Consider the following 13,971-nt stretch of genomic DNA (forward strand, 5'->3'; position numbering starts at 1 on the left):
GGCCCCGCGCCCCCCCCGCGGGTGTATCGTCGCCCCCCGTGGCCCCGGTCGCGGGGCGCCCCCCCGGCGCGCCTCCCCGGGAGGCGCGCGGGCCCGCCGGTCAGTCCTTGATGACCGCGTCGCGGGGACCGGCGTAGACCGGGTTCTTGTCCAGGCGCTCCTCCGTCACGAGCAGCTGGATCACGCCCTTGGCGTTCTCCTCCGCCTCCCAGACCACCCAGTGGTCGCCGACGGGCGTGCTCTGGGTGCGGTCGATGCCGTACCCTCCCGGGTTGCCGGGCGGGACGCTGATGACCGCGAAGATCACCTTCTTCCCGCGCCGCTTCAGCTCGGGCAGCACCTCGCCGACGGTCTTCTCATCCACCCGCAGGCCCTCCAGCGAGCGGCCCTTGCCGGTGGCGACGCGGAACTCCGGCTCCATCTGCTTCGGCGTGGGCGCGGGCACCGGCTCGCAGGGCGACACCGGGCCCTCCATCAGGTACGTCGTGGTCGTGCCCAGCTTGCCGCTGATGGTCCAGACGAACGTCTGACCCGGGCCGAACAGCTTGCTGTTGATGCGCATCTGCCAGCCCTCGGTCTCGCCGGGGATGTTCTCCGGCACGCTGTAGAGACCGCGGGGGATGTTCTCCACGAACTTCCCGCGCGGTATGCGGCACATCATGCCCGTGGGGACGTGGTCCACCATCGCGGGCACGCCCAGCTCCTTCAGCCGCCGCTCCAGCTCCGGGGCGTCGTCGAAGTCGCGGATCTGGATCGTCACCATCCCGTCGTCCAGGTTGACGGCCCACGACGTGGGCGCGCCGTCCTTCAGTGCGATCGGGACCGTCACCACACCGGCGGCCAGCGCGACCGCGGCGGCCAGCCCGAACGCCAGCCGCCTCGGCCTGATGCCCCGCCGCACCCGCGGAGCCGTACTCGGGGCCGTGCCCGGCTCCGTGCCCGGCTCCTGGGCGGTGATCGCGGCCAGCAGCGCCCGCGCCCCCGCGTCGGACGGCTCACCTGCCCGCTCGCCCGGCGCGACCCGGGCCAACGCCTTGATCGCCGCGATCTCGTCGGCGTTCTTCACGGTGTCCCTCATGGTGTCCTTCACAGCGCTCGCCCCAACGGCCTCTCCGCCGGGACCAGCCGGCTCTCTGCGGTGACGTGCACTCCCGCCGACGTCAAGGCGCGCGACAGGCGCTTGCGGGCGCGGTGCAGCCTGATGCGTACGGCGTTGCGGGACAACCCCAGCGCCGTCGCGATCTCCTCGCGCTCCAGCCCCTCCCAGGCGACCAGGGACAGCAGCTCCCGGTCGTCGTCGGGCAGGTTCCGGAACGCCCGGCCGATCGCGTCCAGCTCGACCTGGGTCTCGGGCGAGTGGCCGTACCGGTCGGCCAGTTCGGCGTCGAGCTCGGCCGTGCGCTCCCTGCGGCGGTTGTCGCCCCGGTGATGGTTGGCCAGCACCTTGCGCGCCACGCCGTACAGCCAGAGGGTGGCCTCAGGGCCCTGCGGCAGCTCGTCCACGCGGCGCCAGGCGACGGCGAAGGTCTCCGCCACCACGTCGGCGGCGTCCTGAGGCGAGTCGCACCGGCGTACGGCGTAGGCGGTGATCTGACCGTAGGCCTGGTTGTAGACGGCCGTGAACCTGGCCGACCGCTCGTCATCCACGGGCGGTTCCCATGGCGATCTCCTCATCGAATCATTTGCTCTGACACCTCTACCTATGTGCGCTCGTGGGCCATCATTTCGGGCAAAATCATGAAGTTTCGAGCGGGAGCTGAGTCAGCCGCCGCGCACCGGGTTCTTCGGCACGCGCTCCTCCGACACCAGGAGCCGCACCGCGCCCTGCCGGTACGGCTCGGCGGCCCACACCACCCAGTGGCCGCCCACCTTCGCCGACTGCTCCCGCGGGTTCATCGAGAAGCCGTCCCCGTCGGGCGCGGGGCGGATGATCTGGAACGTCACCTCCAGGCCCCGCCTGCGCGTCTCGGCCAGGACCTCGGCGACCGTGCGGCCGTCCGGGACGTACCCCTCCAGGGCCTCGCCCTTCCCGGCGGCATCGGCGTTGTTCTGGTACGGCTCGCCGGGTTTGGCCGGGCGGCCCAGGTAGAGCGTCCCCTTGCCGCCGAACCCCTTGGAGACGGTGACGGTGAGCGCGCAGCCCGGCCGCCCGGGGGTGCAGCCCTCCGGCCGGAGGTCGCCGCCGATGCGGTCGCGCTCGGTCGTGCCGGCGAAGCCGAGCCGGAAGACCTTGCCGACCCCTGTCGGGGAGGCGGGCCGCAGGTCGAGGGCGACGTCCAGGCCCATCGCCCGGAACGCCTCGCTGTAGAGGGCGTGGTCGGCGAACGGGTCCTTGATCGTGGCCACGTACTCGTCGCCGCGCAGCTCGATGTCGATGGCGGAGTTGGCGTACGCGGCGGGCCGGGCGTCACGGCCGGCCACCACCGGCCCCAGGACGGCCACGGCGGCGAGCGCGGCGGCGGCCAGCAGCCCGGCGAGAAGGGGGCGGGCGCGCCGGCGGACGCGCGGGGCGGCCGGCAGGCGGTCCTCCTCCGCGGCCAGCGCGGCCAGGAACCGGCCCTCCTGCGCGGCCAGCGCGTCCGCGGTGGGCGCGGGCACCTCGGAGCGGAGGCGTTCGAGCTCGGTCATCTCATTCATGGACGGGCTCCTCGCTGACGATGGCCATGGGGTTGACTCCGCCGAGCTCTCCGCGCAACTTCTGCCTGGCCCGGTTGATCCGCGACCGCACGGTTCCGACGCGTACGTCCAGCGCCTCGGCGACCTCGGGGTACGTCAGCCCGGCCCACGCGACCAGGAGCAGCGCGTCACGGTGCCCCCGGGGCAGCGTCGCCAGCGCCCCGGAGAGGCGGCGGCGGGCCGCGGCGGCGCTGACCCGGTCGTCGCTGCGGTCGGTGAAGGCGGCCGTGACCGGGTCGGTGCCGGTGCGTTCGAGCACGCGCAGCTGGTGCACCTCGGTGCGCACGTGCCGGCCCATCAGGTTGGTGGCGATGCCGTACAGCCAGGGACGGGCGTGCGGGCGGGACAGGTCGTAGCGGCCGCGCTGCCGGAACGCCGTCAGGAACGTCTCCGCCACCACGTCGTCCGCGGCGTCCGCCCCCAGCCTTCTGGTGACGTACCGGGTGATGCCGGAGGCGTGCCGGCGGAACAGCTCGGCGAAGGCTTCCGGTTCGTGCAGGGATCGTTGGACATGGGAGGCGTCATCACCTTCCGTAGGGTTCGGGGCGCTCACTTCGTGGCCTTTCGGCGATGAATCAGGACAACCGTTGTTGCCTGACCGGCCGCGAGCGGTTCCCTGCGACCACCTGCGGAACGCCCCCATCATCCCGGGAGGCGGTCAGCCGCCGTCGAGGGCGTGGCCGAATAGGCTGGTTCCATCGCCGATTCCGCCGAAGTGCAGGAGGGCGTCACATGCGTTCGCGCTTACGTCGCGTCCGGTCGGTGTTGCTGTCCCCGATCCCTCTCCTGCTGCTGTCGGGCGTCGTTTACGCGTTCTACTGGTCGGGCGAGTATCCGCAGTCGCCGTCCTACGACGGCCTGATGCCGTTCCAGGTCGCCGCCGAGAAACCGGCCGACGGCCCTCCGGCCACGCTGACCGCCCGGACCCTCCTCGTCGAGCAGCGCACCCGCACCGGCCAGACCCAGCCCTTCTTCGACGACGATCCGGCCTCCGGCTTCCTCACCGTCTCCTTCAAGAGCTCCCGGCCCATCGGGCAGACCTTCCGGTTCGCGCTGGACGCGCGGTTGACGCCGACCCGTTTCAGCATCGGTGAACCGTCACGTGAAGGCAGGAGCGAGTCGGCGTTCAAGCCCATCTCGGCCGCCGTGCCGAAGACCGCCGCCGGGCGGAGGTCCGCCGCCTGGACGGAGCCCAGCAGACCCACCGGCGTCGACGGCTTCTCCGTGGTCGTCGTGCCGGTCCACCAGCGGGCCGGCGAGTACATGCTGACCGTCGCCTTCGCCGGGCCTGGATCTCGTCGACCCGGCGAAAGGCGCCACCCCCGTCGCAGGCGAGATCCGGTACCGCGAACACAACGACAGCATCACGCTCTCCGAGCCCGCCCCGGACGTCGAGGCGGCGTCTCCGCGGTCCATGCGGTGGGTGCGCGACAACGGCGGCATCTCGGTCCAGTTCCTGGCCGTCGACAACACGGTCGCCTTCTGGATGGACCGGATCGCGGACGTGGCCATCCTCATCCTCGGCGCGGCCGTCGGCATCCTCCTCACCCCTGGCGGGAGCCGCGATCCAGGCGCGGTACCGGATCGATGAGCCTCAGGAGATCGACAGGCGGTCGTACGCCTCGAAGGCGTGGCGGACCGCCGTGCCGCCGGTGGCCAGCTCCCGCAGGATCGACGCCAGCCGCACCGGCCCGTCGTCGGGCTGCGCGCGCTCCAGCGACGCCCGGCACAGGTCGCGCAGCTCCTGCTTGGTGCGCTGCCCGCGCAGGAAGCCGTCGAAGAACTGGTCGGCGCAGGCGTAGAGGGCCCGGACGGCCAGCGCCGACTCGACCTCCAGCTCCTTGAGCAGGCGGCCGAGCGCCTGCTCGACCATGCTGGTGAGCGTCTCCGACACCCACCGCACGGTCTCCTCGGCGCGCTGCTCGGTCGAGACCGCCTTCAGCGCGGCCTCCACGGTCAGCCCGTCAGCCGCGGGCCGCTCGACGTCGTTCGGCTCGGGCGCCGACCACGAGCTGGAATCGTCAGGTTTGTTACGCCGGGCCCAGGCGGGCACGTCATCGTCGTCGTCCGCGCGCCTGTCGTCCCGGCGCCGGGACGGCTGCTCGGACGACCTGCTCCCCTCGCGCCGCGGCTCGTGCCCGCCGGGGATCTTCCCCCGGACGTCGATGTCCACGACGATCGGCTGCACGATCCGCAGGAACAGGCTCCGGGCGCCGTAGCTGGAGCTCAGCTGGGCCAGGTCGGACACCGTCGTGGCGAGGGTAACGTGCCCGTCCTCGCCGAGCGCCGCGGCGAGGGCCGGCAGCGACCGCTCCTCCGGCAACGTCTCCTGCGGCAGATGGGCCCACAACGCCTGCGTCACCCGCTGCTGGAGCTCCACGATGGCCTGGCCCATGGAGGCGTCCACGACCTTCTTGAAGGTGTCGGAGACGTGATGGCGGCTCCGGATGAACTCCTGCTCCACCGTGTCGAGCCGCAGCCGCTTGGCGTCGGCCCGGACCTCGTCGTACCACTCCTCGGCGGCGCCGCGGCCGAAGCCGGCGGCGATCCACGTCCTGACCTCGTCCGCGGCGGCGGCCACGGCCGCGTCGAGCTCCTCCGTCCGCCGTCCCTCCTGCACCCGCCGCAGGTACTCGTCCACGATGTCGCCCAGGGCGTTGGAGAGCCCGCGGAGGATCCGCGTGACGAGTTCGCTCACGATCGCGTCTTCCGTGGGCAGGACGACGTTCTCCCCGCGCAGGGCCTCGGCCAGGACGGCGACCGCCTCGACGGCGCGGCGTCCGGCGGCTTCGGTGCCGGCCCGCGCCGCGGCGAACGCGGCCTGGTCCATCGCCGCCAGCCGCTCGGCCAGATGGGACAGGACGGGGGCCAGCACGCGCCCGCGCACCTGGTCGTCCCGGACGACGTCGGCGTGCAGCACCTGGATGCCGTGCATGCCCACGGCGCCCCGGGCCTGCCGGGAGGCGGTGTCGAACTGGTCCTGGCTCAGGTCGGTGTGCGCGGTGTCGTGGTTGAGCAGGATCATCATGAAGTCGCCGATGTCCGCTCCGGCGTTCGCCGAGCGCGCGAGCCGCTGGATCTCGGCGTCGCTCTCGCTGAAGTGCACCGAGGTGTGGCCGGGCCGTTTGATCTGCAGCAGCAGGTCAACCTCGTTGCGCAGGTCGTACATGAACTGCTGGGCGACGTCGATGCCCCGCTCCTGCGTGCCGGGCAGGTCGATCAACGTCAGGTCGCGAACCGGGTTGTTCGGGAACGGGCAGTAGATCCGCACGTCCCGCACCGCCAGGTAGGGGCGCGGCGCGTCCAGCGGGGCGGACGCCGGGGGATAGGAGACGTGGTCGGCCACCTGCTCCAGCGGGATCTCACGCACCTGGTCGCGGACCAGCTGCGACCGGTAGGAGTGCAGCGACGCCTGGGCCTCGCGGAGCCGGCGCAGATGCTCGGGCGCGGACGTGAGGTCGTGCTCGGCCGAGCGCGGGTCCTGGGCGTAGCTCTCCCACGCCGGATAGGGGTAGGCGGCGAACTCCTCGATCGTGGACGGCGCCCGCAGCCCCAGCGCCTGGTGGCGCGGTTCGAGGTAGACGTCCCTGAACTCGGCGAAGTCGCGCTGCACGACCTCGGCGCGGGCGGCGTCGGAGTTGGAGATCCGGCTGCGCGTCGCGGTGGTGGGCAGCGAGTCCTGCGAGGTCGGCAACACGTTCACGGGCAGCCGGTCCAGGCCGGAGATCGACCGCAGCAGGGTGCTCTTGCCCATCTGGGTCTGGCCGATGACGCCGATGTTGAGCGTCGTCCGGGACGTTCGCCCCCGTACCGCCTGCAGGTGGACGGCCGCCTCGGTCAGCTCCGCGAGCACGCCCCTGGCGTCACCGTCGTCGAGGAAGCTTCTCAGGGCGGCACGCAGCCCGTGGCCCGATTCGTCGGCGGAGTCGTCGCGCCGGATCCTCTCGACCAGGGCGACCAGGTCCGCGAACGCCTGCCGCAGCGCCTCCCACGCCGCGTACGCCTCCTCCGCCTGTGCCCGCCGCTCGCGCCGCTGGGCCAGTACGGCGTTGATCCTGACCTGAATATCGGACGCGTCCACCACGCCTCGCCATCTCTAGTCGGTCTCTTTCGCGAATTCCCAGACCTGCACGGTCACCCGCGCCGAGTCCTGCGCCTGCTCCATCACCTGGATCGCGGCGAGGCGGTCCGGCGTGCCGGGCACGCTCACGCAGGTCACGCTGGCGACGCCGACCGGGACGTGCGGGAGATCGGCGGGCGGCGGCTGGTACCCGGCGTCCTTCTCGCATCCCGCCGCGGTGTCGGCCCGGCCGAGCATGACGGGCGGCTGCGGGGCGAACTCGAGGGTGACGCCCTTGCCGGGGCCGTACCGAAGCCATGGGCCGCGGCCGGTCTCGAAGCCGGGCACCACTTTCCGGCCGCTCGGTCTCAGGCCGAGCGACTTGACGACGACCAGCGTCCCGCTCGGCGGACTCGCCGGCGGCGTCTTTCCCGTCGCGGCCGGGGTGAGGGGCGACGCGGCCGGGGTGAGGGGCGACGGGGCCGGGGTGAGGGGCGAGGGGGCCGTGCTGTGGAGCAAGGGGGCCGAGCTGTGGAGCGACGGGGCCGGGGACGGAGCGGGCGCGGCGCCGTCGAAGGCCCGCACGACGACCGCGCCGGCGATCAGCACCAGGAGCACGCCCGACCCGCCGATCAGGACCGGCAACGCGCGCGAGGACAGGGCCCCGGTCCTGCGTGGCGGCGCGGCGCCGGTGCGCGGCGGCGCGCCGTCTGCGCGTGGCGGCCCGGCGCCCATGCGTGGCGGCCCGGCGTCTGTGTGCGGCGGCCCGGCGTCCGTGCGTGGCGGCGCGGGAGCGTCGAGGGACGGGTGCGGAACCCCACCACCGCCCCGAGCCCTTTCGCGCTCATGCGAGGGACCCCCGCGGTCCAGGCGGGGGACGTCGGGGTCGAGCACCCCCAGGTGGGTGACGCCCTTCCTGGCGGACTGCCCCGCCGGCCCCGCCGTCCGCCACCCCAGCACGACGCGGGCCGGAGCCGGTCCCGCGAGGGCGTGGTTCCAGACGATGTCCCAGTCGTCCAGGTGGATCACCGGCTGAAGCACGACGTGCCGGTCGACCGGCGGCGGCGCCGTCACCGGCCACGGCGGCGGAACGGCCCGGCCGGGATCGGGCCGCCGTACCTGGCTCACCGGGGCGTTCCACACGGGCCGCAAGTACCGTTCGTAGACGTCGCCGGCCCATCGGGGATAGCACTCGTACAGGTCGGGCAGTTCCGGACCTCCGGCGTCGGCCGCGGACAACCAGCCGACGAAGCAGTACATCTCCCGGGTGCCGTCGGAGTGCATCGACGCGCTCAGTTCGGCCGCCTGGCAGGCGACCCCCACCAGCCGCGCGCCCGGCCGCACGCTGATCAGGAAGCGGGGGCTCCCCTGGAGCTGCCTGCCGTCGGCGAGGACGGCGTACACCGCGCTCTCCAGCCACTCGCGGTCGATCCCCGGCGGGCGGACCCGCCACCACACGTCGGCCTTGGCGGTACGACCGTAGACCACGGGTGTCCAGAGACGGTCAGCCACGGCGGTTGACCGCCCAGCGCGCCGGGGCCCCGCCTTCGAACACGCGCAGGTTGCGCAGCCGCGGGGTCAGCGCGGAGATCTCCCGGGTGGCACGTTCGAAACGCCGCTGGTTGTGGCCGATCGCTTCCTCGACCGCCCGTAACTCCTGCTCCAGCCGCAGGCGCTGGTCACGCACCGCGCGCCGCCTGGTCGGCGGCAGCGCCGCCAGCTGCGCGCCGATGCCGCCGCGCCGGGAGGCGAGTTCGCGCAGGTGCAGGTCGTCCTGGTGGGCGGCGGCGCGGTAGTAGTGCGTCATGGCGAACAGCAGCGGGAGATGCACGTCGTTCGGGTCGACGCCGTCCGGCCGGGCGTGACCGCCCGGCATGGGCTGCAGGGGCCCGACCGTCACGGGGCAGACCGCGGCGCAGACGCGCGGCTGGAAGGCCACCGGCAGCAGGTCCCTGACCTCCTGGACGACGCTGGTCAGGGTACGTCCCGAGCTGCCGCCCCAGTCGATGAGGTCCGCCTTGGTGAGCAGGATGGCGATCGACGGCCATGTCAGCCCGCGCGCGGTCCTGCGGGTGAGGGTCTCGGTCAGCACGCTGGAAATCCGGTGAATGACCATCTCGCGGGCCAGCGGCTCGCGCCGTTCGGGGCTCACGGGCTTACGGAAGTGCTCGCCGTCGAGCGTCACGAAGATGGCGTTCGAAAGGGATATCTTGTCGAGCAGGAATTGCGTGTCGAGGGAGCCGTCCACGCCGACGAAATCGTGCAGTGCCCCGCCGCGGAAATCGGTCCAGTCGAGGATCGCCGTCGCCTGCATCTCCCGGGAGAAGGTGAACCGGTAATTGGTGGGCTTGTCCAGCGTGCGCGGCACGAGCGTGCCCTGCCCCAGTTCCTGCCACGTCTCCACCAGCCGGACGTCGGCATTGGGGTCGAGCTCGTGCAGGTTGCAATTGTCGACGCCGCGCGTCATGCTCGCGTAGAGACCGTGCAGGTAAGTGGACTTTCCCGAACCCGAGGCGCCGATCATGGCGATCGTCAGCGTGGGTAAATTCTGCATGCGACCCCTCCCGTCGGCATGACGCATTGAATTTGACACGCGATCGTGCCGGACGGAACGGAGGACGACCAACAGTATCCGAGTTGTTACAGTCGCCGGAAATCGTACTGAGCCGGTCGGAAATTGTGCGGACAGACGTCAGGTATAGCGGCCGGTGATTAATTTGGTTTCCGGCGGTCCGGGAGGCCGGCCGCCCGCGGGGCCGAGGCGCCACTGCCCGCCGCCCCCACGGCCCAGGCATTCCAGGGCGGCACTCCGGTTCCCGAGCAGGGCACCATCAACGGCCTGCCGGCCGCAGGCACGCAAGGTGGCGAGTTCACCATGTCTCGGGCAACTACGCGTCCACGGCGACGGACGCCTCGGTGACGGCGGCTGCAAGTCCTTCGCCGGCAGCCATTCGGAATGCATGTCCGCCAAGCAGTACGGCAGCCATTCGGCGCAGTTCTGCAACGCAGGGGGCGGCTGCACCGGGAAGAAATGCAACGCGAAGGGCGGCGACTGCGTCCACTACCTGAGCTACTCCGCCGCGAACCTCCTCGCGGCCGGCCTCGGTGCGATCATCGGGTTCGGGGGGCATTGTGCGGGATAAGTGCCTCGACAATCATCGGCATACCGCTGGGAGTCGTCTGCGGGCTGAACCACGACAAGGGAACGGGATCTGGTTCAAGGTCAAGACGGGCAGGTACCATGATCAGCATTCCGGATCGCTGTTGCCGATGATCGAGGAACTGAATATTGGATCGCAGTAGGCCGACGTCGGGGCGTGGTATACGAATTCTTCGCAGGGTGGTGGTGATGGCGTCCGCGTTCTCCTTCTGGAGCGCCGCCACCCTCATCGTCGCCACCATGCTGTCCGACCCGAAGTCCTGGGCGGTCCCGCTCCTGATCGGCGGATCCGTTCTGGCAGTCGTCGGGAGTGTGCTCACCGCCCTTGAGTGGCGACACTCCTTCGGCGCCGGCGAGAGTGACGTCACACCTCGCGACGGGGACATCGGCTGATGGGAGACGTCTCGGCCGGCGCCGGCCGGGCCGTCTCCCATGGGACTTGGGCCAGGTGCCGCAGGAAGGCGGTACCTGTCGCGACGTGTGAGCGGGCATTCCGGTCACGGCAGAGGCCCCACGACGTGAGCGAGCCCTGCGGGCCTCGCTTACCCGTAGTGCTCCCCGACCGGCGCGGGCGGGCACGTCACTCACCGTCGGCTCGCTGTGGAGCGCCGGCACGCCTACCGGATGCAGGCTGACGTCCGGAGTGCTCGTCGTGGTGCGGCTGGGTGAAACGGCGTGAGCGGGTCCCGCTGAACACGGGCAGAGCAGAGCTTGACGGGTTGTGGGATTTCGTTTCATAGTGGGCCGGTCAAGTCTCTTATCCCTGTCCGGAGGTTCTCGCCGGTAATTATGTTAGCGATAACATCGCTGCGACAATCCCGGTGACGCGGCAGGTCGGAGGGCATTTGTGGCGTGCGCGTGAGTGCGCGTTCCCGTGCCTGGAATTTCCAGGAGAAGCGGAGGTCGAGTGATGAGGTCCCGGTCCACATCAAGCATTCTCGAAAAGGCGGGAGCCGCCGTCGTGCTCGTCGCCGGGCTGCTCGCCGGCGCTCCCTCGGCGGCGCGGGCCGCCACCCAGCAGTCGTGCGACATCTACGCCGCCGGCGGCACCCCCTGCGTGGCGGCCCACAGCACGACCCGCGCCCTGTACGGCGCCTACAACGGCCCGCTCTACCAGGTCCGCCGCTCCTCCGACAACGCCACCCGCGACATCGGCCTGCTCGCCGCGGGCGGTTACGCCGACGCCGCCGCCCAGGACACGTTCTGCGCCGGCACGACGTGCCTCATCACGGTCCTCTACGACCAGTCCGGACGGGGCAACCACCTCACCCAGGCGCCCCCCGGCGGCTTCCCCGGCCCGGCGCCCGGCGGGTACGACAACCTCGCGATCGCGACCGCCGCCCCGACCTTGGTCGACGGCCACAAGGCGTACGGCGTGCGGGTCACCCCCGGCACCGGCTACCGCGACAACGTCACCAACGGCGTCGCGAAGGGCGACCAGCCCGAAGGCATGTACGCCGTCTTCGACGGCACCCACCACAACGGCGGCTGCTGCTTCGACTACGGCAACGCCGAGACCAACAGCCGCGACAACGGCAACGGCACCATGGAGGCCATCTACTTCGGCGACATCAAGGTCTGGGGCTACGGCACCGGCAACGGCCCCTGGGTCATGGCCGACCTGGAGAACGGCCTGTTCTCCGGCGTGAACCCGGGCTACAACCCGGGCGACCCCAGCGTCGGCCACCGCTACCTGACCGCCGTCGTCAAGGGCGAGCCGAACCACTGGGCGATCCGCGCCGGGAACGCCCGGTCCGGGGGCCTGTCCACCTACTACGACGGCCCCCGTCCCAACGCCCCCGGCTACAACCCCATGAAGAAGGAGGGCGCGATCATCCTCGGGATCGGCGGCGACAACAGCAACGGCTCCGCGGGCACCTTCTACGAGGGCGTGATGACCGCCGGCTACCCCTCGACCGCCACCGAGAACGCCGTGCAGGCGAACATCGTCGCCGCCGGCTACACCACCACGGGCGGCGGCGCGGACGGGACGCTCACCCCCGGCGCGTCCGTCTCGCTGCGCGCGACCACGGCCTGCTGCACCACCCGCTACCTGCGCCACCAGAACGACCAGGTCGTCACGTCGGTGATCGGTTCCGGCAGCTCGTCGCTGGACAGGAGCGACGCCACGTGGATCGTCCGCGGCGGCCTGGCCGGGGCCTCGTGCGTGTCGTTCGAGTCGCGGAACTACCCCGGCGACTACCTGCGGCACCGCAACTACCAGCTCTACCGGCAGCACGACGACGGCAGCGCGCTGTTCGCCGCCGACGCCACCTTCTGCCCGCAGGCGGGCAAGAGCGGCCAGGGCACGTCGTTCGCCGCCGCGAACTTCCCCGACCGGTTCCTGCGCCACTACGACAACACCGTCTACCTCGCGAGCAACGGCGGCTCGCACGCCTTCGACAACGCCGCCTCCTGGGCGGCGGACGTGAGCTGGGTCGTCGGGCCGCCCTGGGCATAGACGGGGGCCCGAGCCGTCCCCGGCCCGCGGCCGGGGACGGCTCAGTGCATGTCGGCCGGGCGCGCCCGCCCGTCGAAGGGGTAGCGGGCGCGGAAGTCGATCTCGGCCTCGGCCATCGACATGAACGTGACCCCCTTGTGCCCGCGCATGTACGCGATGAGCCGCTCCAGCATCAGCAGCACCTGGGGACGCCCGCTGACGTCGGGATGCAGCGTGACGGGGAAGACGGCGTAGTCCAGCTCGCGGTAGACCCAGTCGAACTGGTCGCGCCACTGCTGTTCGAGGTCGCGCGGGTTGACGAAGCCGTGGCTGTTCGGCGAGCTCTTGATGAACATCATCGGCGGCAGGTCGTCCAGGTACCAGTTCGCCGAGAACTCCACCAGGTCCACCTCCTGGCCGGGCACGAGCGGCTTCATCCAGGTCGAGGCGGCCTGCTCGTAGTCGATGCGCGTCCACCGCTCGCCCTTGCGGGCGTAGAAGGGCTGGAAGTCGCGGTAGGACTGCGAATGGTCGTAGCCGAAGCCGTAACGCAGCAGCAGTTCGACGGTCCGCGCGGACATCTCCCACCACGGCGCCACATAGCCCCGGGGCCGGACGCCGAGCACCTTGTCCAGCACCTCCAGGCTGCGCGCCAGGACGTCCTCCTCCTGCTGGGCGGACATCGCGACCGGGTTCTCGTGCATGTAGCCGTGCGCGCCGACGTCGTGCCCGGCCTCGACGATCCGCCGCATCTGGTCGGGGAACGACTCCGCCGAATGTCCGGGGACGAACCAGCTCGTCCTGATCCCTTCGCGGGCGAACAGGCGCAGCAGCCTCGGGGTCCCGACCTCGGCGGCGAACACGCCCCGCTGGATGTCGTTGGGCGAGTCCTGGCCGCCGTACGAGCCGATCCAGCCCGCCACGGCGTCCACGTCCACGCCGAAGCAGACGTTGATGGCTTTCTTCATGGACCAGGACGTACCCCCGCCATGACGGACGGGCACCGGGCTCGACGGATCTTGGGGAGATCCTTCCCGGGTGCCCTGGCCTGGGCAGGTTCGCCTACAGTTACGGCGTGAACATCTGCGTCTTCTGCTCCGCCGCCGACCTCGACGAGCGTTACACCGGCCCCGCCCGCGAGTTCGCCGAGCTCATCGGCAAGGGCGGGCACACCCTGGTGTGGGGCGGCTCCGACAGCGGCCTGATGAAGGTCATGGCCGACGGCGTGCAGGAGGCCGGCGGCCGCCTGGTGGGCGTCTCGGTCGAGTTCCTGGCGGACAAGGCCCGGCCGGGCGCCGACGAGATGATGATCACCCGCGACCTGGCCGAGCGCAAGGCGCAACTCCTGTCCCGCGCCGACGGCTTCGTGATCATGGTGGGCGGCAGCGGCACGCTCGACGAGGCCACCGAGATCCTGGAGCTGCGCAAGCACGGCCTGCACACCAAGCCGGTCGTGCTGCTGAACACCGCGGGCTTCTACGACGGGCTGAAGCAGCAGTTCCAGCGCATGGAGGCGGAGGGCTTCCTGCCGTTGCCCCTCACCGAGCTGGTGTTCTTCGCCGAGGAGGGCGTCGGGGCGATCGCCTACCTGGAGGAGCAGTCGGGCCTGGTCCCGCCGGGCGCCGGCGGCTGACC

Annotated in this window: 13 protein-coding genes; 4 read left to right on the plus strand and 9 right to left on the minus strand. The window is 71.5% G+C overall.

All coding sequences use genetic code 11. From position 1 onward, the window contains the following. Positions 1–100 precede the first annotated feature (100 nt). The 5 genes from ABZ444_RS43830 to ABZ444_RS43850 all read right to left on the minus strand — a co-directional run bounded on the left by ABZ444_RS43830 (position 101) and on the right by ABZ444_RS43850 (position 3,941). Positions 101–1,078 (minus strand): hypothetical protein, encoded by a 978-nt coding sequence (locus ABZ444_RS43830; RefSeq protein ID WP_358010117.1) that lies wholly within the window; start codon positions 1,076–1,078, stop codon positions 101–103. A gap of 8 nt (positions 1,079–1,086) precedes the next feature. Continuing rightward, positions 1,087–1,647: an RNA polymerase sigma factor gene (locus ABZ444_RS43835; protein ID WP_358010119.1), complete on the minus strand. Its 561-nt coding sequence runs from the start codon at positions 1,645–1,647 to the stop codon at positions 1,087–1,089. 114 nt (positions 1,648–1,761) lie between these two features. Beyond that, entirely contained in the window at positions 1,762–2,637 is an 876-nt protein-coding gene (locus ABZ444_RS43840) for a hypothetical protein (protein WP_358010120.1), read from the minus strand. Continuing rightward, complete coding sequence (locus ABZ444_RS43845) at positions 2,630–3,229, minus strand: RNA polymerase sigma factor (protein ID WP_358010121.1); 600 nt, start codon at positions 3,227–3,229, stop codon at positions 2,630–2,632. Before ABZ444_RS43845 ends, ABZ444_RS43840 begins: the two co-directional genes overlap by 8 nt. 295 nt (positions 3,230–3,524) lie before the next feature. Then, a complete protein-coding gene (locus tag ABZ444_RS43850) occupies positions 3,525–3,941 on the minus strand; it encodes a hypothetical protein (protein ID WP_358010122.1) in 417 nt (138 codons plus the stop codon). 149 nt (positions 3,942–4,090) lie between these two features. Between ABZ444_RS43850 and ABZ444_RS43855 the strand changes: the two genes are divergently transcribed. After that, positions 4,091–4,267: a hypothetical protein gene (locus tag ABZ444_RS43855; RefSeq protein ID WP_358010123.1), complete on the plus strand. Its 177-nt coding sequence runs from the start codon at positions 4,091–4,093 to the stop codon at positions 4,265–4,267. A gap of 3 nt (positions 4,268–4,270) precedes the next feature. On the opposite strand, the gene ABZ444_RS43860 is transcribed toward ABZ444_RS43855, so the two are convergent. From ABZ444_RS43860 to ABZ444_RS43870, 3 genes are read right to left on the minus strand one after another with little or no spacing between them, the layout of a single operon-like run. After that, complete coding sequence (locus tag ABZ444_RS43860; protein ID WP_358010124.1) at positions 4,271–6,760, minus strand: hypothetical protein; 2,490 nt, start codon at positions 6,758–6,760, stop codon at positions 4,271–4,273. A gap of 12 nt (positions 6,761–6,772) precedes the next feature. Beyond that, positions 6,773–8,248 carry a hypothetical protein gene (locus ABZ444_RS43865; RefSeq protein ID WP_358010125.1) on the minus strand — a complete coding sequence of 492 codons (1,476 nt, stop codon included), beginning with the start codon at positions 8,246–8,248 and terminating at the stop codon, positions 6,773–6,775. After that, positions 8,241–9,317: a hypothetical protein gene (locus tag ABZ444_RS43870; RefSeq protein WP_358010126.1), complete on the minus strand. Its 1,077-nt coding sequence runs from the start codon at positions 9,315–9,317 to the stop codon at positions 8,241–8,243. Before ABZ444_RS43870 ends, ABZ444_RS43865 begins: the two co-directional genes overlap by 8 nt. Positions 9,318–10,085: 768 nt before the next feature. Here ABZ444_RS43870 and ABZ444_RS43875 point away from each other — a divergent pair. Then, entirely contained in the window at positions 10,086–10,289 is a 204-nt protein-coding gene (locus tag ABZ444_RS43875; protein ID WP_358010127.1) for a hypothetical protein, read from the plus strand. A gap of 568 nt (positions 10,290–10,857) precedes the next feature. Further along, entirely contained in the window at positions 10,858–12,357 is a 1,500-nt protein-coding gene (locus ABZ444_RS43880; protein ID WP_358010128.1) for an alpha-L-arabinofuranosidase B, read from the plus strand. A 41-nt stretch (positions 12,358–12,398) separates the two neighbouring features. Here the strand turns inward: ABZ444_RS43880 and ABZ444_RS43885 are convergent, their stop codons facing one another. Further along, positions 12,399–13,304 carry a polysaccharide deacetylase gene (locus tag ABZ444_RS43885; protein ID WP_358010129.1) on the minus strand — a complete coding sequence of 302 codons (906 nt, stop codon included), beginning with the start codon at positions 13,302–13,304 and terminating at the stop codon, positions 12,399–12,401. Positions 13,305–13,411: 107 nt separating this feature from the next. Between ABZ444_RS43885 and ABZ444_RS43890 the strand changes: the two genes are divergently transcribed. Further along, the gene (locus ABZ444_RS43890; RefSeq protein ID WP_358010130.1) at positions 13,412–13,969 is read left to right on the plus strand and encodes a TIGR00730 family Rossman fold protein; all 558 of its coding nucleotides are present in this window, start codon (positions 13,412–13,414) and stop codon (positions 13,967–13,969) included. The last annotated feature ends 2 nt before the right edge of the window (positions 13,970–13,971 follow it).

Origin of the sequence: Nonomuraea sp. NPDC005730 (assembly GCF_040630865.1) — a bacterium.
In the GTDB taxonomy this organism is placed as follows: domain Bacteria; phylum Actinomycetota; class Actinomycetes; order Streptosporangiales; family Streptosporangiaceae; genus Nonomuraea.